The sequence below is a fragment of the Streptomyces sp. AHA2 genome, from assembly GCF_036857595.1.
Taxonomy (GTDB): Bacteria; Actinomycetota; Actinomycetes; order Streptomycetales; family Streptomycetaceae; genus Streptomyces.
The window spans coordinates 448,232-471,014 of the sequence record NZ_JAUQWJ010000001.1 but is presented as its reverse complement, the minus strand read 5'-3'; the positions used below and the strand labels follow the sequence as shown (position 1 = coordinate 471,014).

Here is a 22,783-nt window from a genome sequence, read left to right as displayed (position 1 = left end):
CGCGGGGCGGCGGCGGACGCCTTCCGCCCGTCCTGCCGTCCCACAGCGGCAATTACCCTCCTGGCGCACGCGCATTCGGTGATCGGGTCGGCAACCCGGACGACTTCCGCCGGGTGGTTCCGGATTTCGTTCGCATCACACAGGCATGCATGTGGGGTTCCGGGGTAATCGCGGGGCGCGGTGAGATCCGAGCCCGGCCGTGAGAGGAGGCGCATGACACACGGCACCCGAGTCCGGAGAACGACCGGCATCCCCGCGCACCGCGGTCATCCCCAGAGGTGACCGACCCAGGCCGTAGCACTTGTTGGAGGTACCCGTGCCCCTCGCCCAGAACCCGCTGTCCGTGGAAGTCGAACTGCCCCGGGAGGACGTTGCCCTGATCACGGTCGACGGCTACCTGGACGTCGACACCGCGACCGAGTTCCAGGCCCATCTGGCCAACCAACTCCACCACGGCCGACGTCACTTCCTGCTGGACCTCTCGTCCGTGCCGTTCATGGACTCGTCGGGGATGAACATCATCCTGCGCGTCTACCAGGAGACCCGTAAGACCGAGGGCAGTGTGCACGTCATCAGCCCGACGCCGGCCGTGCGGCGCATCCTCGACCTGACCGGCGTGAGCATCACCGTGCCGATATCGGAGAGCGTCGACGAGGCCCTGGCCCGGGTCGACGCGGGGCCGGCGGTCCCGGAGGAACCGGAGGTCTGACCGACCGGGCACCCCTCGGGCACGGCACCGGCGCGGGCCGGTCGGCCGGTGCCCGGTTCCGCCTGCCCGGAGGCTGTTCGCCACGCGCCGCCCGCCGGCCGCCGGTGGTGGCCGACGACCGTTCCCCGAACCGGACCGCTTGCCCCGGATGAGGTGTCGTACGAGGTCGGCGCGTGGTTAGAGTTGTCGCCCGGCAAGTGTCACAGCGCCGTCCCGATCGCGCAGCGGGTGCGGCCGACGCAACGCGGATGAGGAGAGAACCAGGTGCCGGAGCACGAAGCGGACGGACAGCTCACCAGGCCGAACCACGAGGTACGGGACTTCCTGCACCGCCGGCGTGAGCAGATCGCCCAGCGATGGGCGGACGAGCCGCTGTTCCGCACCGTGTTCACCGTCTCGCGCGACGAGGCGGTGGAGGCGGGCAAGGCGATCGTGGACGCGCTGGCCCAGGTGGCCGACTCGGGCCAGGTCGAGAACCCGGACGCCGCCGGATTCAGCGGAGTGCGCGAGCAGCTGGCCCGGATGGGCGCGGCCCGCTCCCGCGCCGGGCTGTCCGGTACCCAGGTCTCCAGTGAGCTGGCCGCGCTGCGGCCTCCCGTGGAGAACCTGCTGGCCGCCGACCTGGAGCAGGCACCGCCGGAGCACCTGCGGGCGTCCTCCACCGCGCTGACGGTGCTGATGGGCACGCTGCGGCTGGTGGCGATGCAGGCCGCCCTCAGCGAGTGGCAGGCGCTCAGCGACCGCCAGCGGCTGCAGCTGATGGAGGTGGCCACCCCCGTCATCCGGCTCTGGGACGGCATCGTCGCCGTACCGCTGATCGGCACGCTCGACAGCGCCCGCAGCCAGGTGGTGATGGAGACGCTGCTGAACGCCGTCGTCGACGAGCACGCCCGGTTCGCGATCCTCGACATCACCGGTGTGCCCACCGTCGATTCCCTGGTGGCGCAGCACCTGATGAAGACGGTCGCCGCGGCGCGCCTCATGGGCGCCGAGTGCATCGTCTCGGGCATCCGGCCCGCCATCGCCCAGACGATCGTGCACCTCGGCCTCGACCTGGACGTCATCACCCGTGCGAGCCTCGCCGACGCCCTGGGGTACGCCCTGCACCAGCTGGGCGCCGACATCGTGACCCCGGGCGCGGTCAAGCGGTGAACGACGTCCACACCCGCCCCGTCAGCGGTCACGTTCCGGTGCTCCGGCTCGGCGACGTGCTGCTGGTCACCCTGCAGGGAGACCTGTACGACAGCACGGCGCAGCAGCTGCAGCAGGACCTCGCGGAGACCATCTCCCGCACCGGGGTGCACGGTGTCCTGATCGACATCTCCGGCATCGAGATCGTCGACTCCTTCCTCGGCCGGGTCCTGGCCGAGATCGCCGCGCAGGCCAAGCTGCTCGCCGCGCGCACCGTGGTGGCCGGTATGCGCCCCGCGGTCGCGATCACGCTGGTCGAGCTGGGCCTGACGCTGCCGGGTCTGAGCACGGCACTCAGCACCGAGGCCGGCATGGAACTCCTCACGGGGCGGTCACCACAGGCCGGTGCCGGCGGCCCGCGTCAGGAGAGTCCGTGATGCACACCGCCGCGGGCGTCGAGGCCTGCTTGCCCATCCGGTCCGACATGGACCTGGTGTGGGTGCGACAGCATGTGCGGCAGGCCGCCGCCCAGCTCGGCTTCGGCCTGGTGGAGCAGACCAAGCTGGTCACGGCGGCCAGTGAGCTGGCCCGCAACACCCTGGTGCACGGCGGGGGCGGGCAGATGAGGGCGACGCGCGTCAGCAGCGCGGGCGCCCAGGGCCTGCGGCTGGCCTTCAGCGACGAAGGGCCCGGCATCGCCGACCTGGACCTGGCACTGAGCGACGGCTACACCTCCGGCGGCGGCCTGGGGATGGGCCTGAGCGGGGCCCGGCGCCTGGTCCACGAGTTCGACGTGGACAGCACCCCGGGCGCCGGCACGACGGTGCGGGTGACCTGCTGGGTGGCACAGCCGCCGCGTCCGCGCGAGGAGGCCTGATGCCCCGCGTCTGGGACGTCCCGGTGCGCGACTGGACCCGGGTGCACGACGCCCGGGCCGCCGCCGAGGCGGCGGCGGCGCTGGCCGGGCTGGACGAGCGGCGCACCGCCGCCGCGGCGCTGGTCGCCACCGAGCTCGCCACGAACCTGCTGAAGCACGCCGCGGGCGGCCGGCTGCTCGTCGAGGCCGTGCCCGCCCCGGCGCCGCGCGAGGAGCGTGAGCAGTCCCGCGTCGTGCAGCTGGCCGCGATCGACCACGGCCCGGGCATCGGCGACGTCCCCTCGGCGCTGCGCGACGGGTTCTCGACGACCGGCTCGCTCGGCGCGGGCCTGGGCACCTGCCGGCGCCTGGCCGACACGTTCACCCTGGACAGCACGCCCGGCCGCGGCACCATCGCGGTGGCCCGCCTGGGCACGACCCCGCGGGGCACGGAAGCCCCGCCGGTGATCCGGTACGGCGCGGCCGAGCCGGCGGGCAGCCCCGGCCTGCCCGCCGGCTCGGCCGCGCCCGACGCCGGGCAGCGGCACGGGACACCGGCTCCCCCGGCGCCGTACGGGCGCCCCGGGTCCAGGGCGCCCGGCGCCTGCGGCGGCCCCACGGGACACGCGGCGTTTCCCGGCGCACCGGCCACGGATCCGCTCACCGGTGCGCCGGACGCGGATGCGCTCGCCGGCGCACCGGACGGCACGCCCCCTCGGGACGCGGTGCCGCCCGGCGGTGCGGCGCGGGGTGCCGGCCGGCCCGGTGGCGCGTTCGCCGGTGCGACGGTCCCGGGGCCCGGCGGCCGCGTGCCCGCGCACCACTCCGCCGAGCGGCACGCCACCCGGGGGGAACGTTTCGTTCCCCTCGCCGGTGTGCGCGCGGGAGGACTGAACATCCCCTACGGCGGAGCCGAGTACTCGGGCGACGCCTGGGCCTGGGTACGGGCCGGGGACACGGTCACCCTGATGCTGGCGGACGGCCTGGGACACGGTCCGGAGGCCGCCCGGGCCTCCTCCGCCGCCGTCACGGCCCTGCACCGGTGCGCCCACCTCTCCCCCGCCGACGCGCTGCGGCGGCTGCACGACGCCCTGAAGGGCACGCGGGGGGCGGCGGTCTCACTGGCCCGGCTGGACCTCGGCACCGGGCGGCTGCGGTTCGCCGGGATCGGCAATGTGGGGGCCAGGCTGCGCACGGGCGGCACCTGGCGGCACCTGCTCGCGCGGCCCGGGATAGTCGGCGTCCACCGGCCCACCACCCTCCGTGAGGAGGAGGCCGACTGGACGGGCGATCCGCTGCTGATCCTGCACACCGACGGCCTGCCCAGCCGCTGGGCCCCGCCGCCCGGAGCCGGCCTGCCGGCGGCCGACCCGGCCGTGACGGCCGCCGTGACGATACGTGACGCGAGCAGTCCCGCCCGGCCGGTGCGGGACGACACCGCCGTGGCCGTGCTGACTCCGACCCCGCCGGAACTTCCATGAAGCGCACTTGGCAGATCACCACCGTCACCGACGCGGCCCGCGCCCGCATCGCCCTCGCGCGCCTGGCCGCCGCCCACGGTGTCCCCACCGTCGAGCGGACCCGGCTCGCCGCCGCCCTCAGCGCCCACCTGCGGCAGTGCCTCACCAAGGGCGGCACCTGGCGGCTCACCCTGGACCTGGCGGGCTCATCCCCGCAGGAGGGGCTGCTGCGCACCGTGGTCACCCCCTCCCCGGAGGCGTGCGCCGCGGGCGAGCCCCCGTGGGAGGTGACCGTCCCCTGCCCCGAGACGGCCCGCGCCGCCGAGGACGGTTCCGTCGCCGAGGACCCCGCCGCCCTGGCGGAGGCGCTGCTCGGCGCCGACGAGGACACGGCCGTGGTGCTGGACAAGCTCACCGAGCAGGAGGACCTGGTCTCCTTCCACCGCGAGGAGCTGCACCAGACCAACCAGGGCGTCCTCGCCCTGCACGCCGAGCTGGACGCCGCCGGTCGGGCCCAGCGCGAGGCCTTCGCCGCCGAGCGCCGCGCCCGCAACGAGGCGGAGAGCGCGCGCCGCCGGCTGACGTTCCTCGCGGACGCCAGCGCCGTGCTGACGGCCTCGCTCAACCACGAGGAGATCGTGCGCCGGCTGCCGGACCTGCTGGTGCCGGAGTACGCCAGCAGCGTCGACGTGTGGCTGTTCGACCAGGACGAGGACCGCGACAGTGCGGCGCCGCACCCGGCCGCTGCCGTCGTCGCGGCCCGGACCGGGCGGCCCCAGTACGCCGCCGACCACCCGGGCGAGCTGCCCGGGGTCGACGACCACCCCCCGTCGGCACTCGCCCCGGGGCGTCCGCTGCTGTGCGTGCCGCTGCCCACGCGGCGGGCGCCGCTCGGGGTGCTGACGCTGTCCCCGCCCGGAGCGCGCTGGGACCCGGACGACGCGGTGATGCTGATCGAGCTCACCCGGCGGGCCAGCATCGCGATCGACAACGCCCGGCGCTTCGAGCACAACCGGGACATCGCCGAGACCCTCCAGCGGGCCCTGCTCACGGACCTGCCGGCCACCCCGGGCCTCAGCCTGGCCGCCCGGTACCTGCCCGCCACGCACGGGCTGAACATCGGCGGTGACTGGTACGACGCGTTCCCGCAACGCGACGGCGGCCTCATCACCGTCATCGGGGACGTGACCGGGCACGGACTGCACGCCGCCGTCATGATGAGCCAGCTGCGCACCGCCCTGCGGGCGTACGCGGTCGACGGCGACAGCCCGGGCCGGTTGCTGACCCGGCTGCACCGGTTCCTGCACCACCTGCAGCCGGATCTGTACGCCACGGCCGTCATCGCCCGGTTCCACCCGGACGAGCCCACCCTGACCTGGGCGGCGGCCGGGCACCCGCCGCCGGTGCTGCGCCGGGCCGACGGGACGGTGCAGGTCCTGGACGCCAAACCCGGCGCCATGCTCGGCATCCCGCTCACGCAGGAGATCGACGACCACACGGTGCGCCTGTCGCCCGGCTCGACCCTCGCGATGTACACCGACGGGCTGGTGGAGCGCCGGGCCCAGGGCATAGACCCGGGGATCGGGCGGCTGGCCGAAGCGCTCGGCCGGTTCCGCTCCGAGGAGCTGGACGCGGACCTGGAGGACTCGGCGGACCGGATCCTGCATCCGCTGCTGAGCGACTCCCAGCGGGACGACGACGTGTGTCTGCTGCTGTGTCACGTCCGCGGGGACGCCGCGTCCTGAGCCGCGTTCCGGCGGCCGCCGGCCGACACGCGTTCTTCACTCCCGCACGGTGCTTTTCGGCCATGGTGCGGGCATGGTGGTGATCGACACGTTCGTCTGACTGCCCCGTCCGGCTGGCGCACCGGCGCGGCACGCGGTGGGATCGAAGAGGGTGCGAACCGGCGATCCAGGGGCAGTCGAATGGCGTTCGAGGCAGACCGCCTGGAGCCGCAGAAAGGGATGAACACCGTGACACGACCCAGGATCCTGGTGGTTGGCGCAGGCTTCGCCGGTGTGGAGTGCGTCCGCCGTCTGGAACGGAAACTCTCCCCCGACGAGGCGGACGTCACCCTGGTGACCCCGTTCGCCTACCAGCTCTACCTGCCGCTGCTCCCCCAGGTCGCCTCCGGCGTGCTGACGCCGCAGTCGATCGCCGTGTCGCTGCGCCGCAGCAAGAAGTACCGCACGCGGATCATCCCGGGCGGGGCGATCGGCGTCGACCTGAAGTCGAAGGTCTGCGTCATCCGCACCATCACCGACGAGATCGTCAACCAGCCGTACGACTACATCGTGCTGGCGCCCGGCAGCGTGACCCGGACCTTCGACATCCCGGGCCTGACGGACCACGCGTTCGGCATGAAGACCCTGGCCGAGGCGGCGTACATCCGGGACCACGTCATCTCCCAGCTGGACCTGGCCGACGCGAGCCAGGACCCGCAGGAGCGGGCCTCGCGGCTGCAGTTCGTGGTGGTGGGCGGCGGTTACGCCGGCACCGAGACCGCGGCCTGCCTGCAGCGTCTGACGCACGCGGCGGTCAGGCGCTACCCGCGGCTGGACCCGAAGCTGATCAAGTGGCACCTGATCGACATCGCCCCCAAGCTCATGCCGGAGCTGGGCGAGAAGCTCGGCCGCAGCGCGAAGGAGATCCTGCAGCGGCGGGGCATCGAGATCTCCCTGGGCACCTCCATCGCCAAGGCGGGCCCCGAGGAGGTCACCTTCACCGACGGGCGGGTGATCCCGACCCGCACCCTGATCTGGACGGCCGGTGTCGTCGCCAGCCCGCTGATCGCCACGCTCGGCGCCGAGACCGTCAAGGGCCGGCTCGCCGTCGCGCCCGAGATGAACCTGCCCGGCCACGACGGGGTGTTCGCGCTCGGCGACTCGGCCGCCGTGCCCGACCTGGCCAAGGGCGACGGGGCCGTGTGCCCGCCGACCGCGCAGCACGCGCTGCGGCAGGGCCGGCACGTCGCCGAGAACGTCATCGCGTCGCTGCGTGGCGGGTCGCTGACGCCGTACGTGCACAAGGACCTGGGGCTGGTCGTCGACCTGGGCGGCACCGACGCCGTCTCCAAGCCGCTGGGCGTCGAACTGCGGGGCCTGCCCGCCCAGGCCGTGGCCCGCGGCTACCACTGGTCGGCCCTGCGCACCAACGTCGCCAAGACGCGCGTGATGACCAACTGGCTGCTCAACGCGGTCGCCGGCGACGACTTCGTGCGCACCGGGTTCCAGGCCCGCAAGCCGGCGCGGCTGAAGGACTTCGAGTACACGGACGCGTACCTGTCGCCCGAGCAGGTGCGGGAGCGGATCGAGGGAGCCGCCCGGCGGGAGTAGCCGGGGCGGCCGGGCCCTTCCGCCACCGGCATGACATGCTGAGAAGCGGATCTTGGTCTGAGTCGGGAGAGAGTGCGACGGCGTGAGGGCAGCAGGACGCTCGGTGCGGACACGACTGCGGGACCGGGTCGCGGCGTCCGACCCCGGGCTGCTGCGGCTGACGGCCGGGCTGCGGACGGTCGGCGCCATCGCCCTCACCGTGGCGCTGCTGTCCCTGCTGGGCGCCGATGTGCACCTGCTGGTGGCGGGGGCCATCGCGGCGATGGTCGCCACCTTCGCCATCCGGGAGAAGCAGCTCGGCCCGCAGGCGGTGACGCTCGCCGCCGGGCTGCCCGTGGCGTTCGCGTCGGTGTCCCTGAGCGCGGTGCTGTCCACGCTCCCCGTGGTGGGCGACGTCTTCTTCGTCGTCCTGATCTTCTGCGCGGTCTACGGCCGCCGCTTCGGCGACCGGGGCACCGCGCTGGGGCTGATCGCCTTCCAGGTCTACTTCCTGTCCCTGTTCGTGGGCGCGACCGTCTCCGGGCTGCCCGCCCTGTGGGGCGCCATCGCGCTGGCGTTCGCCTCCAGCGCGGTGCTGCGCTTCGCGGTCGTGCCGGCGACGCCCGCGTCCGTCCTGGTCCGGCTGCGGCTGGCCTTCCGGGCCCGGCTGGCGCAGCTGGTGGCCGCGCAGCTGGAGCTGCTCGACGCCGGCGCGGACGACATGGACAAGGCGCTGGAGGCCGTCCGCGGGGGCACCGCGCGGCTGCACGAGACGGCCATGATGATCCAGGGACGGCTGGAGGAGGGCACTCCCGACGAGTCGGCCGCGCGGCTGGTGCAGCGCCGCATCGCGGACGCCGAGATCGCCGCCGAACGGCTCGGGCTGTTGCTGCTGACGGCCCGCAGCGCCGAACGGGCCGACACGCTCACCCTGCACCTGCCGGGCGCGCCCGCCCCGTCGGTGACCGTGCCCGCCGTGCCCGACGAGTCCACCGTCACGCTGCGCCGCGATCTTCAGGCGCTGCACGCCCTGGTGCTGCGGGCCGGGGACGCGGGGACCGCACTGGCCCATGTGCGCAACCGGCTCCTCGGTTACCGCGACGAGGAGAACCTGCCGCCCGCGTCCGCCGCCGTCCAGGACGTCTTCCGCGGCATCGGCGAGGCGGCCCGGGCGGTGCTCGGACTGCGGATCGCGCTGGACGGCCCGCAGGACGAGTCGGACGACTCCCCCGCGACGGCCCGCTCCCGCGAGGAGCTGGACGCCGAGGAGCTGGCGATCGACGGCGGCGCCGAGGAGCCCGCGCAGGAGGAGCAGACGGGACTGCGGCGGCCCACCACGCGTGCCGCGGTGCAGGTCTCCGTGGGGTCCTCACTGGCGATCCTGGGCGGCGAGCTGCTGTCCACGCAGCGCTGGTACTGGGCGGTGCTCACCTGCTGGATCGTCTTCATCAACACGTCCTCGACGGGCGAGATCCTGGTCAAGGGGTACCGGCGGCTGCTGGGGACGGTGTTCGGCGTCGTGGCCGGGATCGTGCTGGCGGGCCTGGTCGGCAACCACACCGGGACGGCGTTCGCCCTGGTGCTGGTGCTGATCTTCGCGATGTTCTACACGGCGCCGCTGTCGTACACGCTGATGTCGTTCTTCGTCACCGCGATGCTGGGGCTGCTGTACACGCTGCTGCACACCTACAGCCTCGACGTGCTCGTCCTGCGGATCCAGGAGACGGCCCTGGGCGCCCTGTGCGGAGTGGTGGCGGCGGCGCTGGTGCTGCCGGTGCAGACCGACCGGCGCACCAACGAGCTGCTCGGAACCGTTCTGGAGCGGCTGTCCGACGTCACGCAGGCGGCGGTCGGGCAGCTCAGCGGCGGGCCGGCGGACGACCTGCTGGACAAGGCGCGCGACCTGGACCAGGCGCTGGCCGATCTGCGGGCCGCCGTCCAGCCGCTGACCCATCCGGTCACGCCGCTGCGCAGCCGCCGGGACACGGCCCGGTACGTGGTGGCCCTGCTGGAGACGTGCGCGTACCACGCGCGGACCCTGGCGGCGACCGCCGAGCTGCTGCCGACGCATCCGTCGATCGCGGCGGACCCGCGACTGCGCGGAGCCGCCGGGCGTACCGTGCGCAACATCGAGGCGATCGCGGCCCGGGTCGCGGACGAACGCGCGCAAGCGCTGGTGGAGACCGGTCCGAGCATCGCCTCGCTGCTGGGTTCGGACGCCGGTAGGCCGCGCTACGGCCGGATCACCGACCGCGTGCTGCGGCACCTGGAGCGGCTGGACGAGGCCGTGGTGGGCCTGGCCCGGCCCCTGGGGGTACGGGTGGGCCCGCCCCGGACATGAGGCGGGCCGCGGTTCAGAAGTCGGTGGGCAGTCCGCTCACCTCGGCGATGCCGCGCAGTTCCTCGGTCTGCCGGTGCCGTTCCTTGATGTAGTCGGCGATCTCGCCGAGCCGGACGGGGTCGGAGGCCGTGGAGGCGTCCGTGACGATCCTGACCGGGCCGGTGTCGTCGAGGTCGAGTTCTATCACCTCGTTGTCCAGGCGGCCGGTGACGGCCGTGGCGATGACGAGGGCCACCTCGTCACGGACCTCCTGCGGCAGTTCGTCGTCGGTCCCGGAGTCGAGCGCGAAGTCGAGGCTGGACAGGCGTTCCTCGTCGATCGCCTGGAGCACCGGTTCCACCGTGCGCATCAGGAGGTTGTAGTCCTCCGTGTCCATCCGGATGCGCAGGAGGTCCAGGTACACGTCCACGGGACGGCCATCACCATGCGGAATCTCGGAATCGCTCATTGGCCTCGTGTTCCCCGTTCGGCGCGGATCAGACGCGCCGCCAGCGGGCCATGGCGAAGGAGAACACTCCGAACAGCACCAGTCCGACCGCGACGATCACCAGCAGCCAGGGGCCGAGCGGGGTCTCGGCGAAGGTGCGCAGGGTGTCGTCCAGGCCCTTGGCCTTGTCCGGCTCGTAGTCGACGGCGGCGCGGACCGCGAAGACACCGGCGGCGGCGAACACCAGGCCGCGGGCCACGCCGCCGGCCACACCGGTGACGTCGACGAACTGCCGGGTGCGCCGGCTCATCTGCCCCATGCGCATCTTGTCGTGGTACTTGCGCATCGCGGCCCGGACACCGATCCAGCAGCCGGCCCCGATCACGGCGATGCCCGCCGCCCCGACCAGCCACTGGCCGCCGGGCATCTCCATCACCTTGGCGGTGGCGTCGCGGGACTGCTGGTCGCTGTTCCCGCCGCCGCTCTGGTGGCGGGTGGCCGCGAAGGACAGGACGGAGTAGGCGACGAAGCCGTAGAAGCCGAAGCGCACCGCCGCCAGCAGCCGCTTGCGGGGGCTGCGGCCGTCCTTGCCGACCGAGCCGAACACCACCTCGGACAGCCGCCACAGCGCCATGCCCACCAGGCCGATGCCCAGCGCCCACAGCAGTACGGCGCCGAAGGGCTTCTGGGACAGTTCCGCCAGGGCGCCGCCGCGGTCGGCCTGCTTGCCCGTGTCGCCGAAGGCGATCTGCACGGCCAGCGCACCGACCAGCAGGTAGATCACGCCGCGGGCGCTCAGGCCCGCCCGTGCCGCCCCCTCGGTGACCGAACCCCGCGCCATGCGCCGGGCCCGGAACCCGTTCCGTGCCATCGCACTCGTGTTCATCTCGACCTCCCGGAGGTGCGGATGCCCCGGGTCAGGGGCCACACACCCGGCGCGCGGAGCCGTAGCGGAAAGGCGCCTCACTCCCGCAAGCGCGCTGCTCGCACGGCCCTCGGGTCACGGGGGCGGGATCGACGGCTGCACCGGGCCCGGGCCCGCAGGTCGCGCACCTCGGCGCGCAGCCTCTCCGGCTCGTCGTCGGCGGTCCGCCCCGCAGGGGACAGGAGACTGGTCGCTGTCCGGGCACGAGGCGGCCCGGCCGCGGCTGTCGCCGTCGGCCGGGCCCCTTGCTCAGGCTCGCCTTCCCCGCCGTCAGGCGCGCACGTGGTCAGGCGCTCCCGGCGGCCGGCACGCGTGCCTCGGCGGCCGCGGGAGCGGGGATGGTCTCCCGGGCCGGAGCGGATGCGGCCGCCAGCCACTGGTGGGCGGCTTCCAGGGCGCGTCGCACATCCCGGGTGCCGGTGGTCACGCACAGCGTGTACGCCAGGTCGCGGGCCCGCGGGTTCGTCTCGGCGGGACCGCGGCCGGCGTCGGCGGCGGACAGTGCCTCGTACTCGTCGACGAGACGGCGCAGCACGGCGGGGTTGGGCCTCAGCATGGTTCGTTGCTCCTCGGTGAGATTCGGTGGGTCAGACCGTGGTGGAGGGGCCGCCGGTGCCCCGCTTCCCGGTCCGCTGTCCCAGCACCTCGTCGCGCACACGCGCGCAGCTGCGGCTGATGAGGCGGGACACGTGCATCTGGGAGATGCCGAGCCGGTCGGCGATCCGGCTCTGGGTCATGTCTTCGAAGAAGCGCATGTAGAGGATGGCCCGTTCGCGCTCGGGCAGCCGGCGCAGGCCTTCCTTGGCGGATTCGCGGTCGATCACGATGTCGAACGACGAGTCCGCGGCGCCGAGGGTGTCGGCGAGGCTGTAGCCGTCGTCGTCCGTGGAGAGTTCGGCGTCCAGCGACAGGGTGCTGAAGCTCTCCAGGGCCTCGAGCCCGGCACCGACCTCTTCCTCGCTGAGGCCGGTGTGGCGGGCGATGTCCGCCACGGAGGGCTCGGGGCTGCCGGGGTTCTGGGTGAGTTCACGCCGTGCCACCCGCACCTTGTTGCGCAGTTCCTGCACACGGCGGGGGACGCGCAGGGCCCACATGCGGTCGCGGAAGTGCCGCTTGACCTCACCGGTGATGGTGGGGACGGCGTAGCTCTCGAAGGCGCCCCGGCTCGGGTCGAAGCGGTCGATGGCCTTGACCAGACCCAGGGCGGCCACCTGACGCAGGTCCTCGAGGGACTCGCCGCGGTCGCGGAAGCGGCCGGCGATGCGGTGGGCCATGGGCAGCCAGAGGGTGACCAGTTCGTCGCGGACGGCGTCCCGCTCGGGGCCTTCCTCCAGTTCCGCCATCCGGGCGAACAGGGCCGCGGTGTCGGGGGCGTCGTCGTGACGCCGCCGGGTGGAGGGGGCCGTCGTTTCGGGCGTGCCGGGACGAGGGGTGGGCGTATCGATGAGCATGCGGATTCGCTCCTGAACGGTCGTTTCAGGGATTGACCGCGGGAGGAACGCTGTCCGGAAACGCCGAAGTGGGCCTCCGGGGCAGCCATACAGCTCCCGCTGGCGCGCCTCCGGTCCGAAGCACGAAACTGCGTCTGCCCCTACCCCGGGGCAGCAAACTCCACTGTGCCGAAGAATCCGACATCCCGCTTTCCGCACCTCACGGCGAGCACGGTTCAGGGCCTGCCCGCCGAAGGGTGCGGGGACGGGTCCGCGGCCTGCCGGACCAGGGGGACGACGGCGGTGATGCACTTGCCTCCGGCGGGCAGGTCGGACACCCGGATGTCGCGGGAGAGCCTGCAGACGATCGGCCAGCCGTGGCCACCGTGCCGCGTGCGCCCCTGCGGGTCGGTGCGCGGCGCGGCCACGGGCAGCCGGTCGCTGCGGTCGCTCACCGAGACGCGCACCCGCGGGCCGTCGACGTCCACCTGGAAGTCCGTGACCCCGCCGCCGTGCAGGATGGCGTTGCTGGTCAGCTCCGAGGCTACGAGCAGGGCGTCGGAGAGGGCGTCGGCGTCGCACCGGGTGCGGGTGGCGCGGCAGCGTTCGGCCACGGCCTGCCGCACGGCCAGGCGCGCCTCGGCGGGTTTGCGCGGCCGGAGCCGTTCCGCCCCCGGCGGCTCGGAGAGATAGAAGTCGGTCATGTGCTCGTCGCACATCCTGCAGCTCCCTGGTCGGTGCGGACGGAAGCCGGATCGGGACCGCGCCAGGTGTCCGCCCGCCCGGCGCACCGGGGGTCCGCGGATCCACCGCTTCCTGCTGCCTGCCGCGGCCTTCGGGGCGTACGCCCGGCCGCGGGTCTCCTGTTCGGCTCACCTCGCGCCGCAACTGCAAACCTCGGCCCGGCCGGAAAGGCCCCTACGGCCCAGGTTCCGGCACCGAGGCCACCCCGGACGGCCGCACGCCCGTGCCATCCCCGGGCGTTCACGGGGTAGGCGGTGGTCATGACCGATGTGGTGGATTCCGACGAACTGCTGCGGCGCATCCAGCGTGCGAGGGAGTGCGCGCTGGAGGAGGAGCGGACGTGGCGGGCCAGGAGCGAGGAACTGGACGCGACCGACCCGCAGGGAGCCCGGGACGCCGCCGTGCGGCGCATGTCCTACGAGGCGGTGGTGCGGGTCCTGGACGAGATCGTCTCCCCGGGCCGGCACGCCGCGGGAGGCTGACGCGGCGCCCGGCGGCGATCACCGCCATCACCGCGGGCGGGGGTACGCCCCGACTTCGACGGGCGGCGGGGGGCCGGTCGAGTGACGACGGCCCCGCCACGGCCCGCCCGGACGCTCCCCGCGCCCGGGGTGGACGACGGTGACGGCTTTCCCCCGGGACGGCGGGTGCGGATCGCTGCCCGCCGGGCGGCCGGCCGGGTGACGGCGTGGACCGGCGGCCGGTGGGGGGGGCGGATTGCCCGGGTTCGTGTCGGGAACCTGGTGCACATGACAGTCGACCACACCCGTGCACCGGTTCTGGAAGCCCTCGACGAGTACCGCAGGAAGGGACATCTGTCGTTCACACCGCCCGGGCACAAGCAGGCCCGCGGCGCCGACCCGGAGGTCCGGCGGATCCTCGGGGACGCGGTGTTCCACGGGGACGTGCTGGCGTCGGGAGGCCTGGACGACCGTCTCAAGCGGGGCCGGGTGCTGGAGCGGGCGCAGGAGCTGATGGCCGACGCGGTCCACGCCGATCACACGTTCTTCAGCACGTGCGGCAGCTCCCTGTCGGTGAAGGCGGCCATGCTGTCGGTCGCGGGCCCGCACGAGAAGCTGCTGATCGGGCGGGACGCCCACAAGTCGGTGGTGTCGGGGCTGATCGTCTCCGGTATCGAGCCGGTGTGGGTCGAGCCCCGCTGGGACCCCGAACGGCACCTGGCCCACCCCCCGTCGGCCGAGGAGTTCGAGCGGGCCTTCGAGGCGCACCCGGACGCGCGCGGCGCACTGGTCACCAGCCCCACGCCCTACGGCGGCTGCGCGGACCTGCGGGCGATCGCCGACGTGTGTCACCGGCGCTCCCGGCCGCTGATCGTGGACGAGGCGTGGGGCGCGCACCTTCCCTTCCACCCCGGTCTGCCCTCCTGGGCGATGGACGCGGGCGCGGACATCTGCGTGACCAGCATCCACAAGATGGGCAGCGGCCTGGAGCAGGGGTCGGTCTTCCACCTGCGGGGCGACCTGGTCCCGCCCGAGTTGCTCGGCATGCGCGCCGATCTGCTGGGCACCACCAGCCCGTCGGTGCTGATCTACGCCGGACTGGACGGCTGGCGGCGGCAGATGGCGCTGCGCGGCGAGGAGCTCATGGGCGGGGCGCTGGACCTCGCGGCCGAGGTGCGGGCGGCCGTCGAGAGGATCGACGGACTGCACGTCAACGACCGGGACGACTTCTGCGGTCCGGGCCGGTCCGACGACTTCGACCCGCTGCCCTGTGTCATCGACCTCTCCGGTCTGGGCGTCACGGGGTTCCAGGCGGCCGACTGGCTGCGTGAGCACCGGCACGTCGACGCTCACCTGGTGGACCACCGCCGCATCGGCATGCAGATCACCCACGGCGACGACCGGGACACCGCCGGGGAACTCCTGGAGGCGCTGGAGGACCTGGCGCGGGCCGCCCGGGAGCTGCCGGGGGCGCCGCGGGTGGAGGTGCCCTCGCCCGCCGGTCTGCGGATGGAGCAGGCACTGCTGCCGCGTGACGCGTTCTTCGGCCCGGCGGAGGCCGTGCCCGTCGCCGAGGCGGCCGGGCGGATCGCCGCGGAGATGATCACGCCCTACCCGCCGGGGATCCCGGCGGTCCTCCCCGGCGAGCGGCTCACCGAGCCGGTGCTGGCGTATCTGCGGAGCGGACTGGAGGCGGGCATGCACCTGCCCGACCCGACCGACCCCGAGCTGGAGACGGTCCGGGTGCTCGACGAGCGGGCGCAGGCGAGCAAGGGCGCGCAGGCGAGCAGGAGCGCGTAGGTGAGCGGGCGCAGCGGCACCGGAAGTGAAACGGGTCACGCAACCCGGTTTCCGGTACGCACGGGCGCGTCGAATGGTTTACCGTTCATCCATACGTGGTGACGGAGCGGACCCCCCGCCGTCCTTCGTGCACCACGGTGTACTGCCCTGGCTGGTTTCCCCCGTCCAGCCAGGGCTTTTTCCTGCCCGGACGCAACCGGCGGGCGGTGCGGCGGGTTCGGAGCCGGGAAGTCGGCGACGCCGAGGTGCCCCGGTTCCCCCGAGCGGCTGAAATGGGCATAGGGACAGCAGCCCAGTCGACCGCCCGGCGAGGAGCCCCGCATGACCAAAGCGATCAAACTCCTGACCGCCCTGCCCCCGCCCCAGCGGCAGCACCTCATGGAGCTCGCCCGGGAGGTCTCCTTCCCCGAGGACGCCCGGATCTTCGAGCCCGGCGGCACGGCCGACCGCTTCTGGGTCATCCGCTCCGGCGCCGTCTCCCTGGACCAGCAGGTGAACTCACTGCAGCGGGTGACCGTCGCGAGTCTCGGCGCGGGCGACCTGCTCGGCTGGTCGTGGCTGTTCCCCCCGTACGTCTGGGACTTCGGCGCGGTGGCGTTCAGCCCGGTGCGGGCCTACGAGTTCGACGCGGGAGCCGTGCTGCGGCTGTGCGAGGAGGACCCGCGGCTGGGGCTGACGCTGGTGCGCAGTGTCGCCGAGGTGCTGGCCCACCGCCTGGAGATGACCCGGGGCAAGCTGATGGAGCAGTACACGCTGCACCGGCGCGGCGCCCTGTGAGGCGTCAGACGCGGTAGCGCCGCAGCGCCGGGACGGCGGCGGCCAGCACCACCATCAGGGCGACCACCAGCAGCCCGCCGCCCGCGACGGCGGTGCGGGGGCCGAAGGCGGAGCCGGCGGTGCCGTGCAGCACGTCGGCCAGGCGCGGCCCGCCCGCCACGACCACGGTGAACACCCCCTGCATGCGCCCGCGCATCTCGTCCGTGGCGGCCGACAGCAGGATCGCCCCGCGGAAGACCATGGACACCATGTCGGCCACCCCGGCGAGCGCGAGGAACGCCACCGCGACCCAGAGGCTGCGGCTCAGACCGAACCCGGTGATGGCCGCGCCCCAGACCACGACCGCCCCGATGACCATCCAGCCGTGCCGCCGGGCCCGGGAGAAGGTGCCGGAGAACAGCCCGCCGAGCACGGCCCCCACGGGAATCGCGGCGAACAGCAGCCCCAGCGCGAAGCCTTCGCCCCAGGGTGCGAACGTCTGCGCGGCGAGCTGCGGGAACAGGGCACGGGGCATGCCGAACACCATCGCCACGATGTCGGCGAGGAAGGACAGCAGCAGGACGGCGTGCCCGGAGATGTAGCGGAAGCCGGCGACGATCTCCCGCACTCCCGCGCGGCGCCCGACCGTCGTGCCGGACAGGGGCGGCAGCGCCGGCAGCCGGTACACGGCCCACACCGTGACGCACAGGGCCAGCGCGTCGATGAGGTACAGCTCGGGCAGCCCGACGACGGGTATGAGGGCGCCGGCCAGCAGGGGGCCCGCGACCTGCCCGGTCTGCATCACGGTCGAGCCGAGGGCGTTGGCCGCGGGCAGTTCGTCCTCCGGCACCAGCCGGGCGATGGAGGCGCTGCGGGCGGGCGCGTTCAGGCCCCAGAAGGCCTGCTGCATCGCCAGCAGCACCATGAGCGCGGCCACCGAGTCCAGGCCGGCGAGGGCCTGGAGCCAGAACAGCACCGAGGTGAGGGCGATACCGCTGTTGGTGATCAGCAGCAGTCTGCGCCGGTCCATGGTGTCGGCGATCGCCCCGCCCCACAGCGCGAACACGATCAGCGGGACCAGGCCGGCCAGGCTCGCCGCGCCCACCCACGCCGAGGATCCGGTGATGTCGTAGATCTGTTTGGGCACGGCGACGGCGGTGAGCTGGCTGCCGACGGCCGTGACGATCGTGGAGCCCCACAGCCTGCGGTAGGCCGGGCGGCGCAGCGGGCGGGTGTCCATGGCCCAGCGCCGCCAGCCGCGCCGCCGGGGCGTCTCGGGCGGGGCTGCCCGCTCTTCGGTCCTGTTCTCGCTCGCGTCCACGCGCCGCTTCCTCGATGCTCGGTACATCTTTCCGGCCGGGGATCACTATCGCACCGGTCGCCGGGCCCGCGGCGGCCGGTGTCAGCTTCGGGCGATGAGCACGGCTCCGAGCACGATCATGGTGGCGGCGACCAGGCCGTCCAGCACCCGCCAGGCGGCGGGCCTGGCCAGGAACCGGCCGAGCATCCTGGCGCCGAAGCCCAGGGCGGTGAACCAGCACAGGCTGGCGAGCACGGCCCCGAGGCCGAAGGTCCAGCGCAGTGAACCGTGGTCGGCGGCGACGGAGCCGAGGAGGAAGACGGTGTCGAGGTAGACGTGCGGATTCAGCCAGGTCATCGCCAGGCAGGTCAGCACGGCCCGGCGCACGGAGCCGGCCGCCTCCCCCTCCGCCCGCAGCGCCCCGCCGTCGGGCCGGAACACCCGCCGGGCGGCGAGGGCGCCGTAGCACAGCAGGAACGCGCCGCCGATCCAGCCGACCGCCCGCAGCGCGCCCGGCCACGCGACCACCACCGCTCCGACACCGCCGACGCCGAGCGCGATGAGCAGGGCGTCGGACAGGGCGCAGATGCCGACGACGGCGAGGACGGCCTGGCGGCGGATCCCCTGGCGCAGCACGAAGGCGTTCTGGGCGCCGATGGCGACGATGAGGGACAGTCCGGTGCCGAAACCGGCGGCGCCGGCGGTGAGGGTGCTGGTCATGGCGTCGACGCTACGGACCGCCGCCGAGGCGGGTCCAGCTAAAGATTCTTACGTATCGTTAGTACGCGTGATGATGACCGATCTCCCGCTGGACCAGGTGCGCACCCTCCTCGCGGTCGTGGACGAGGGGACCTTCGACGCGGCGGCGGCCGCCCTGCACGTGACGCCGTCCGCGGTCAGTCAGCGGGTGAAGGCGCTGGAGCAGCGCACGGGGCGGGTGCTGCTGCTGCGGACCAAGCCCGTGCGGCCGACGGAGTCGGGCGAGGTGCTGGTCCGGCTGGCCCGCCAGGTGGCGCGACTGGAGCACGACGCGTACGCGGAGCTGGGCCTGAGCGGCGGCGGGGAGCCGACGCGGGTGTCGGTGGCGGTGAACGCCGATTCGCTGGCGACCTGGTTCCTGCCGGTGCTCACGCGGGTGCCGCGTCAGGCGCGGCTCTGCTTCGAACTGCGCCGCGAGGACGAGGACCACACGGCGGCCCTGCTCCGCGAGGGGGTCGTGATGGCGGCGGTGACCTCGTCGCCGGACGCGGTGCCGGGCTGCTCGGTGCGCCCCCTCGGGCGCATGCGCTACCTCCCCGTGGCCGCCCCGGACTTCGCCGCGCGCCGCCTGCGCGCACCCCTGGCGCAGGCGCTGACCGAGGTGCCGGTGGTGGTCTTCGACCGGCGGGACGACTTCCAGGACGGTTTCGTCCGCCGGCTGACGGCCGGCCGGCGCGGCGCGAGTGCGCTGCGGCAGTACGTGCCCACCTCGGAGGGGTTCGCCGAGGCGGTCGCGGCCGGGCTGGGCTGGGGTCTGGTGCCCGAAGCCCAGGCGGAACCCCTGCTGCGGGACGGCCGGCTCGTGGGCATCGCGCCGGACCGGGCCGTGGACGTGCCGCTGTACTGGCAGCAGTGGAAGCTCGACTCCCCCGCGCTCGCCCTGGTCGCGCAGGCCGTGACGGCGGTCGCCGCCGAAGCCCTGCGCGCCTGAGACGTCCGGATCTCACGCCTCCCGGCAGGCGTCGAGCCGGGCCTGCGCGCTGTCCAGCAGCATCTCCAGGGCCGTCGGGTAGGCGCTGGTGACCATGCGGGTCGCGAGCAGGGGTGCCGCCTCGGCGATACGGGGATGCGTGGCGGCGGGCAGCCGGGCGTAGGTCGAGCGCCACATCTCCTCGTCGGAGCGGAGCGAGTCGGCGGGCAGCGCGAGGGAGGCGGCGTCCAGCGCGGCCAGTGCCAGGGTGGTGTCGATGAAGGCGTGGTAGACCCGCACCGCCTCGGCCAGGGGGAACCCGGCGGTGCGCAGGACGTCCAGCACCGCCTCGTCGGCGGCGATCTCGCTGGCCCGGCCGGAGACCCGGCTCGCGGTGAGCACCGCCGCCTGCGGGTGCTCGACGTACGCGGCGTGCACGCGCAGCCCGAAGGAGCGCAGATCGGCCCGCCACCGGCCGGTGCGCCGCCAGCCGTCGAGCGCCCGGCCGATGAGGGCGTCGCCGATGGCGAGCGTGAGGTCGTCCATGCCGCGGAAGTACCGGTAGAGCGTGCTCGGGTCGGCGTCCAGCGCGAGGCCGAGCCGGCGGGCGGTCAGGCCGGCGCTGCCGTGCTCGCGCAGCATGCGCAGCGCGGTCGCGACGATCAGCTCCTCGGACAGCACGGTCCCGCTCTTGGTGGGCCTGCGCCGGCGGCGCTTGTCCTCGGGCACCACGGGCTTGGGCACGGCGGTACTCCCTCCTGGTGTCCTTATGCCAACGACATTGACCTTAAGCCACGGGGCGGCGTTGTATCTCTCCCAAGGCGCGTCACGTTCTTCGCGAATAGGGAGTTTCTGTCATGCGTGTACTGCTCGTGGGTGCCGGCGGTGTGGGCGGCGCGATCACCCGGATCGCGGCCCGGCGGCCGTTCTTCGAGGCCATGGTGGTGGCCGACTACGACCCGGACCGGGCCCGGACGGCCGTCGCCGCGCTCGGCGGGGACGCCCGCTTCACCTCGGAGCAGGTGGACGCGAGCGACGAGACGGCCGTCTCCCGGCTGCTCGCGCGGCACCGCTGCGACGTCCTGCTCAACGCCACCGACCCGCGCTTCGTGATGCCGCTCTTCCGCGCCGCCCGCGCGGCCGGTGCCACCTACCTCGACATGGCGATGTCACTGTCCCGCCCGCACGCCGAGCGCCCCTACGCCCAGTGCGGGGTCAAGCTGGGCGACGAGCAGTTCGAGCAGGCGGCCGACTGGGAGAAGGAGGGCCTGCTGGCCCTGGTCGGCATGGGCGTGGAGCCGGGCCTGTCCGACGTGTTCGCCCGGTACGCCGCCGACGAACTCTTCGACGAGATCGAGGAGATCGGCATCCGCGACGGCGCGAACCTGACCGTCGACGGGTACGACTTCGCCCCGTCCTTCAGCATCTGGACCACCATCGAGGAGTGCCTCAACCCGCCGGTGGTCTACGAGAGCGACCGGGGCTGGTTCACCACCGAACCCTTCAGCGAGCCCGAGGTGTTCGACTTCCCCGAGGGCATCGGGGAAGTCGAGTGCGTGAACGTGGAGCACGAGGAGGTGCTGCTCGTGCCGCGCTGGGTCGACGCGCGCCGGGTGACCTTCAAGTACGGCCTGGGCCGGGAGTTCGTCGAGACGCTGAAGACGCTCCATCTGCTGGGGCTGGACCGCACCGAGCCGGTGACCGTGCCCGGGCCGGACGGCCCGGTGGCCGTCTCCCCCCGGGACGTGGTCGCCGCGTGCCTGCCCGATCCCGCGACACTCGGCGAGCGGATGCACGGCAAGACCTGTGCGGGCACCTGGGTGCGGGGCGTCAAGGACGGCGAGCCGCGGGAGGTGTACCTCTACCACGTGGTCGACAACCAGTGGTCGATGGCCGAGTACGGCTCCCAGGCCGTGGTGTGGCAGACCGCCGTCAACCCGGTGGTCGCGCTCGAACTCCTCGCCACGGGCGCCTGGTCGGGGACGGGGGTGCTCGGCCCCGAGGCGTTCCCCGCGCGCCCGTTCCTGGACCTGCTGACGGCCTACGGTTCCCCCTGGGGCGTGCGCGTGCAGTGACGGTTCGTCCGGAAACCCCGGTTTCACCGCGCATCGACAGGTGACCCGAAGAGAAGTGAGCATCCGAAACTGCACATTTCTACCGCGATGCAGGTGACTTCGATGGACAACTGGCGACACCACGCTTCCTGCCGGACCGAGGATCCCGAGCTGTTCTTCCCGATCGGCACCTCCGGCCCGGCCCTGTTGCAGACGGAACAGGCCAAGGGGGTGTGCCGGCGTTGCCCGGTGCAGGAGCAGTGCCTGCAGTGGGCACTGGAGAGCGGGCAGTCCATCGGAGTGTGGGGCGGGACCAGCGAGGACGAACGCCGCGCGCTGAAGCGGCGCGCCGCCGCCCGCCGCCGCTCCGGCTGACTCCCGCCCCTTCCCCCTGGGGGTCAGCTGCGCCGCAGCGTCCCCCAGGGGTTCTCCTGCCGGGCCACCTCCGCCTTCGCCTCGTCGATCACCTTCCGGTCGATCCGGCACAGCGGCCGGGCCTCGACGACCAGCGGTTCGTTGTCCGGCCCCCGGGCCGCTTCCCGCCCCGCGAGCACCCAGGGCTGGACCCCGGGGCCCTTCTCGTGCGGCAGATGGGCGTAGTCGAACAGGCGGCGCGCCACCCACAGGCGGACCGGCCGGTCCTCCCACCACTCCTCCACGCCGAGCGGGTTGGCGGACAGACCCGGCATCTGCACGCCGGTCAGATCGTCCTTGCTGGACACTCTGCGCAGGTCGGTCTCCGGGCCGCGGGACCAGCGGACGTACAGGCCGTCGTGCTGTTCGACCAGTTCGGCGAGTTCGTCGAGTGTGCGCACGACCGGCAGGTCGTCCGTCGCGCTCATGTCGTGACCTCCTCGTTCGGCGCTGTCGGCGGTCGGAGTACCCGCCCGGCGCGCGCGGAATCTGCCGTTTCGGTCCGGGCGGTGCCGGCGGCCGGACCGGGTTACGCTCACGGCACCGTCGCCCTGCCGGAAGGAGCCGGCCATGAGTGTCCGTGTGCGCCGCGTCTACGACCCCGCCGAGCCGGAGGACGGGGTCCGGATCCTCGTCGACCGGCTGTGGCCGCGCGGGCTGGCGAAGGACGCGGCGCGGGTCGACGTCTGGCCGAAGGCGCTCACCCCGTCGACCGGGCTGAGGCGCTGGTACCACGCGGGCGAGGGCGGTCACGAGGAGTTCGCCGAGCGGTACGAGGCGGAGCTGGCCGCCGGCGAGGCGGCCGAGGCCCTCGAGAGGGTGCGCGAACTGGTCCGCGAGGGCGACGTGACCCTGTTGACGGCGTCGAAGACGCCGGACCGGAGCCACGCCGCGGTCCTGGCCCGCCTCCTCACCGGCTGAGAGCCGCGCCCGCCTCGTCGCGAGCTGACGGCCGCGCCCGCCGCCGCACGGTTCTGGGCGAGGCACTCGGG

Annotated in this window: 23 protein-coding genes and 2 pseudogenes; 16 read left to right on the top strand and 9 right to left on the bottom strand. The window is 73.7% G+C overall.

From position 1 onward, the window contains the following. Nucleotides 1-316 precede the first annotated feature (316 nt). The 9 genes and pseudogenes from Q5694_RS02245 (at nt 317) to Q5694_RS02205 (ending at nt 9,811) form a co-directional block, all read left to right on the top strand. Nucleotides 317-709 carry an STAS domain-containing protein gene (locus Q5694_RS02245; RefSeq protein ID WP_333930235.1) on the top strand — a complete coding sequence of 131 codons (393 nt, stop codon included), beginning with the start codon at nt 317-319 and terminating at the stop codon, nt 707-709. A gap of 264 nt (nt 710-973) precedes the next feature. Then, nucleotides 974-1,861, top strand: a complete 888-nt coding sequence (locus Q5694_RS02240) for an STAS domain-containing protein (protein ID WP_333930234.1) — start codon at nt 974-976, stop codon at nt 1,859-1,861. Beyond that, nucleotides 1,858-2,277 (top strand): STAS domain-containing protein, encoded by a 420-nt coding sequence (locus Q5694_RS02235; protein WP_333930233.1) that lies wholly within the window; start codon nt 1,858-1,860, stop codon nt 2,275-2,277. Before Q5694_RS02240 ends, Q5694_RS02235 begins: the two co-directional genes overlap by 4 nt. After that, nucleotides 2,277-2,717, top strand: a complete 441-nt coding sequence (locus Q5694_RS02230; protein WP_333930563.1) for an anti-sigma regulatory factor — start codon at nt 2,277-2,279, stop codon at nt 2,715-2,717. Before Q5694_RS02235 ends, Q5694_RS02230 begins: the two co-directional genes overlap by 1 nt. Next, a pseudogene (locus tag Q5694_RS02225) lies at nt 2,717-3,139 on the top strand (anti-sigma regulatory factor); the annotation flags it as partial. The gene Q5694_RS02230 and the pseudogene Q5694_RS02225, both read left to right, overlap by 1 nt. 420 nt (nt 3,140-3,559) lie before the next feature. Next, nucleotides 3,560-4,177: pseudogene (locus tag Q5694_RS02220) on the top strand (SpoIIE family protein phosphatase); the annotation flags it as partial. Beyond that, nucleotides 4,174-5,901, top strand: a complete 1,728-nt coding sequence (locus Q5694_RS02215; protein WP_333930232.1) for a PP2C family protein-serine/threonine phosphatase — start codon at nt 4,174-4,176, stop codon at nt 5,899-5,901. The pseudogene Q5694_RS02220 and the gene Q5694_RS02215, both read left to right, overlap by 4 nt. Before the next feature lie 219 nt (nt 5,902-6,120). After that, nucleotides 6,121-7,491 (top strand): NAD(P)/FAD-dependent oxidoreductase, encoded by a 1,371-nt coding sequence (locus Q5694_RS02210; protein ID WP_333930562.1) that lies wholly within the window; start codon nt 6,121-6,123, stop codon nt 7,489-7,491. Between the two features lie 82 nt (nt 7,492-7,573). Continuing rightward, nucleotides 7,574-9,811 (top strand): FUSC family protein, encoded by a 2,238-nt coding sequence (locus Q5694_RS02205; RefSeq protein ID WP_333930231.1) that lies wholly within the window; start codon nt 7,574-7,576, stop codon nt 9,809-9,811. 13 nt (nt 9,812-9,824) lie between these two features. On the opposite strand, the gene Q5694_RS02200 is transcribed toward Q5694_RS02205, so the two are convergent. The 5 genes from Q5694_RS02200 to Q5694_RS02180 all read right to left on the bottom strand — a co-directional run bounded on the left by Q5694_RS02200 (nt 9,825) and on the right by Q5694_RS02180 (nt 13,312). Then, a complete protein-coding gene (locus Q5694_RS02200; protein ID WP_333930230.1) occupies nt 9,825-10,259 on the bottom strand; it encodes a hypothetical protein in 435 nt (144 codons plus the stop codon). A gap of 28 nt (nt 10,260-10,287) precedes the next feature. Further along, nucleotides 10,288-11,124, bottom strand: coding sequence for a DUF1206 domain-containing protein (locus Q5694_RS02195; protein WP_333930229.1), 837 nt, complete (start codon nt 11,122-11,124; stop codon nt 10,288-10,290). Between the two features lie 325 nt (nt 11,125-11,449). Beyond that, the gene (locus Q5694_RS02190) at nt 11,450-11,719 is read right to left on the bottom strand and encodes a DUF5133 domain-containing protein (protein WP_333930228.1); all 270 of its coding nucleotides are present in this window, start codon (nt 11,717-11,719) and stop codon (nt 11,450-11,452) included. Between the two features lie 31 nt (nt 11,720-11,750). Then, nucleotides 11,751-12,614, bottom strand: coding sequence for a SigB/SigF/SigG family RNA polymerase sigma factor (locus Q5694_RS02185; protein ID WP_333930227.1), 864 nt, complete (start codon nt 12,612-12,614; stop codon nt 11,751-11,753). A gap of 215 nt (nt 12,615-12,829) precedes the next feature. Beyond that, entirely contained in the window at nt 12,830-13,312 is a 483-nt protein-coding gene (locus Q5694_RS02180) for an ATP-binding protein (RefSeq protein WP_333930226.1), read from the bottom strand. A gap of 285 nt (nt 13,313-13,597) precedes the next feature. Here Q5694_RS02180 and Q5694_RS02175 point away from each other — a divergent pair, with 285 nt between their 5' ends. From Q5694_RS02175 to Q5694_RS02165, 3 genes are all read left to right on the top strand, one after another. After that, complete coding sequence (locus tag Q5694_RS02175; protein WP_333930225.1) at nt 13,598-13,819, top strand: hypothetical protein; 222 nt, start codon at nt 13,598-13,600, stop codon at nt 13,817-13,819. Between the two features lie 267 nt (nt 13,820-14,086). Continuing rightward, nucleotides 14,087-15,598, top strand: a complete 1,512-nt coding sequence (locus Q5694_RS02170; protein ID WP_333930224.1) for an aminotransferase class I/II-fold pyridoxal phosphate-dependent enzyme — start codon at nt 14,087-14,089, stop codon at nt 15,596-15,598. 321 nt (nt 15,599-15,919) lie between these two features. Then, a complete protein-coding gene (locus Q5694_RS02165) occupies nt 15,920-16,375 on the top strand; it encodes a cyclic nucleotide-binding domain-containing protein (RefSeq protein WP_333930223.1) in 456 nt (151 codons plus the stop codon). Between the two features lie 4 nt (nt 16,376-16,379). Here the strand turns inward: Q5694_RS02165 and Q5694_RS02160 are convergent, their stop codons facing one another. Further along, nucleotides 16,380-17,675, bottom strand: a complete 1,296-nt coding sequence (locus tag Q5694_RS02160) for an MFS transporter (RefSeq protein ID WP_443040794.1) — start codon at nt 17,673-17,675, stop codon at nt 16,380-16,382. 81 nt (nt 17,676-17,756) lie between these two features. Further along, nucleotides 17,757-18,374, bottom strand: a complete 618-nt coding sequence (locus tag Q5694_RS02155) for a LysE/ArgO family amino acid transporter (RefSeq protein ID WP_333930221.1) — start codon at nt 18,372-18,374, stop codon at nt 17,757-17,759. Between the two features lie 70 nt (nt 18,375-18,444). Here Q5694_RS02155 and Q5694_RS02150 point away from each other — a divergent pair, with 70 nt between their 5' ends. Further along, nucleotides 18,445-19,344, top strand: a complete 900-nt coding sequence (locus Q5694_RS02150) for a LysR family transcriptional regulator ArgP (RefSeq protein WP_333930561.1) — start codon at nt 18,445-18,447, stop codon at nt 19,342-19,344. 12 nt (nt 19,345-19,356) lie between these two features. Here the strand turns inward: Q5694_RS02150 and Q5694_RS02145 are convergent, their stop codons facing one another. Beyond that, nucleotides 19,357-20,067 (bottom strand): TetR/AcrR family transcriptional regulator, encoded by a 711-nt coding sequence (locus tag Q5694_RS02145; RefSeq protein ID WP_333930220.1) that lies wholly within the window; start codon nt 20,065-20,067, stop codon nt 19,357-19,359. A gap of 113 nt (nt 20,068-20,180) precedes the next feature. Between Q5694_RS02145 and Q5694_RS02140 the strand changes: the two genes are divergently transcribed. Together Q5694_RS02140 and Q5694_RS02135 are read left to right on the top strand one after the other, a co-directional pair. Next, the gene (locus Q5694_RS02140; protein ID WP_333930219.1) at nt 20,181-21,398 is read left to right on the top strand and encodes a saccharopine dehydrogenase family protein; all 1,218 of its coding nucleotides are present in this window, start codon (nt 20,181-20,183) and stop codon (nt 21,396-21,398) included. A gap of 102 nt (nt 21,399-21,500) precedes the next feature. Beyond that, the gene (locus tag Q5694_RS02135) at nt 21,501-21,752 is read left to right on the top strand and encodes a WhiB family transcriptional regulator (protein ID WP_333930218.1); all 252 of its coding nucleotides are present in this window, start codon (nt 21,501-21,503) and stop codon (nt 21,750-21,752) included. 23 nt (nt 21,753-21,775) lie between these two features. Here the strand turns inward: Q5694_RS02135 and Q5694_RS02130 are convergent, their stop codons facing one another. Next, complete coding sequence (locus tag Q5694_RS02130) at nt 21,776-22,219, bottom strand: DUF6098 family protein (RefSeq protein WP_333930217.1); 444 nt, start codon at nt 22,217-22,219, stop codon at nt 21,776-21,778. A 142-nt stretch (nt 22,220-22,361) separates the two neighbouring features. Between Q5694_RS02130 and Q5694_RS02125 the strand changes: the two genes are divergently transcribed. After that, nucleotides 22,362-22,712: a DUF488 domain-containing protein gene (locus Q5694_RS02125; protein WP_333930216.1), complete on the top strand. Its 351-nt coding sequence runs from the start codon at nt 22,362-22,364 to the stop codon at nt 22,710-22,712. The last annotated feature ends 71 nt before the right edge of the window (nt 22,713-22,783 follow it).

Excerpts from the sequence above, each read along its gene's own strand:
- Q5694_RS02125 (WP_333930216.1), top strand. The coding sequence starts at position 22,362 with ATGAGTGTCCGTGTGCGCCGCGTCTACGACCCCGCCGAGCCGGAGGAC.
- Q5694_RS02210 (WP_333930562.1), top strand. The coding sequence starts at position 6,121 with ATGAACACCGTGACACGACCCAGGATCCTGGTGGTTGGCGCAGGCTTC.
- Q5694_RS02190 (WP_333930228.1), bottom strand. The coding sequence starts at position 11,719 with ATGCTGAGGCCCAACCCCGCCGTGCTGCGCCGTCTCGTCGACGAGTAC.
- Q5694_RS02200 (WP_333930230.1), bottom strand. The coding sequence starts at position 10,259 with ATGAGCGATTCCGAGATTCCGCATGGTGATGGCCGTCCCGTGGACGTG.
- Q5694_RS02215 (WP_333930232.1), top strand. The coding sequence starts at position 4,174 with ATGAAGCGCACTTGGCAGATCACCACCGTCACCGACGCGGCCCGCGCC.
- Q5694_RS02180 (WP_333930226.1), bottom strand. The coding sequence starts at position 13,312 with ATGTGCGACGAGCACATGACCGACTTCTATCTCTCCGAGCCGCCGGGG.
- Q5694_RS02195 (WP_333930229.1), bottom strand. The coding sequence starts at position 11,124 with ATGAACACGAGTGCGATGGCACGGAACGGGTTCCGGGCCCGGCGCATG.
- Q5694_RS02130 (WP_333930217.1), bottom strand. The coding sequence starts at position 22,219 with ATGAGCGCGACGGACGACCTGCCGGTCGTGCGCACACTCGACGAACTC.
- Q5694_RS02140 (WP_333930219.1), top strand. The coding sequence starts at position 20,181 with ATGCGTGTACTGCTCGTGGGTGCCGGCGGTGTGGGCGGCGCGATCACC.
- Q5694_RS02185 (WP_333930227.1), bottom strand. The coding sequence starts at position 12,614 with ATGCTCATCGATACGCCCACCCCTCGTCCCGGCACGCCCGAAACGACG.
- Q5694_RS02150 (WP_333930561.1), top strand. The coding sequence starts at position 18,445 with ATGATGACCGATCTCCCGCTGGACCAGGTGCGCACCCTCCTCGCGGTC.
- Q5694_RS02155 (WP_333930221.1), bottom strand. The coding sequence starts at position 18,374 with ATGACCAGCACCCTCACCGCCGGCGCCGCCGGTTTCGGCACCGGACTG.
- Q5694_RS02170 (WP_333930224.1), top strand. The coding sequence starts at position 14,087 with ATGACAGTCGACCACACCCGTGCACCGGTTCTGGAAGCCCTCGACGAG.
- Q5694_RS02175 (WP_333930225.1), top strand. The coding sequence starts at position 13,598 with ATGACCGATGTGGTGGATTCCGACGAACTGCTGCGGCGCATCCAGCGT.
- Q5694_RS02165 (WP_333930223.1), top strand. The coding sequence starts at position 15,920 with ATGACCAAAGCGATCAAACTCCTGACCGCCCTGCCCCCGCCCCAGCGG.
- Q5694_RS02135 (WP_333930218.1), top strand. The coding sequence starts at position 21,501 with ATGGACAACTGGCGACACCACGCTTCCTGCCGGACCGAGGATCCCGAG.
- Q5694_RS02230 (WP_333930563.1), top strand. The coding sequence starts at position 2,277 with ATGCACACCGCCGCGGGCGTCGAGGCCTGCTTGCCCATCCGGTCCGAC.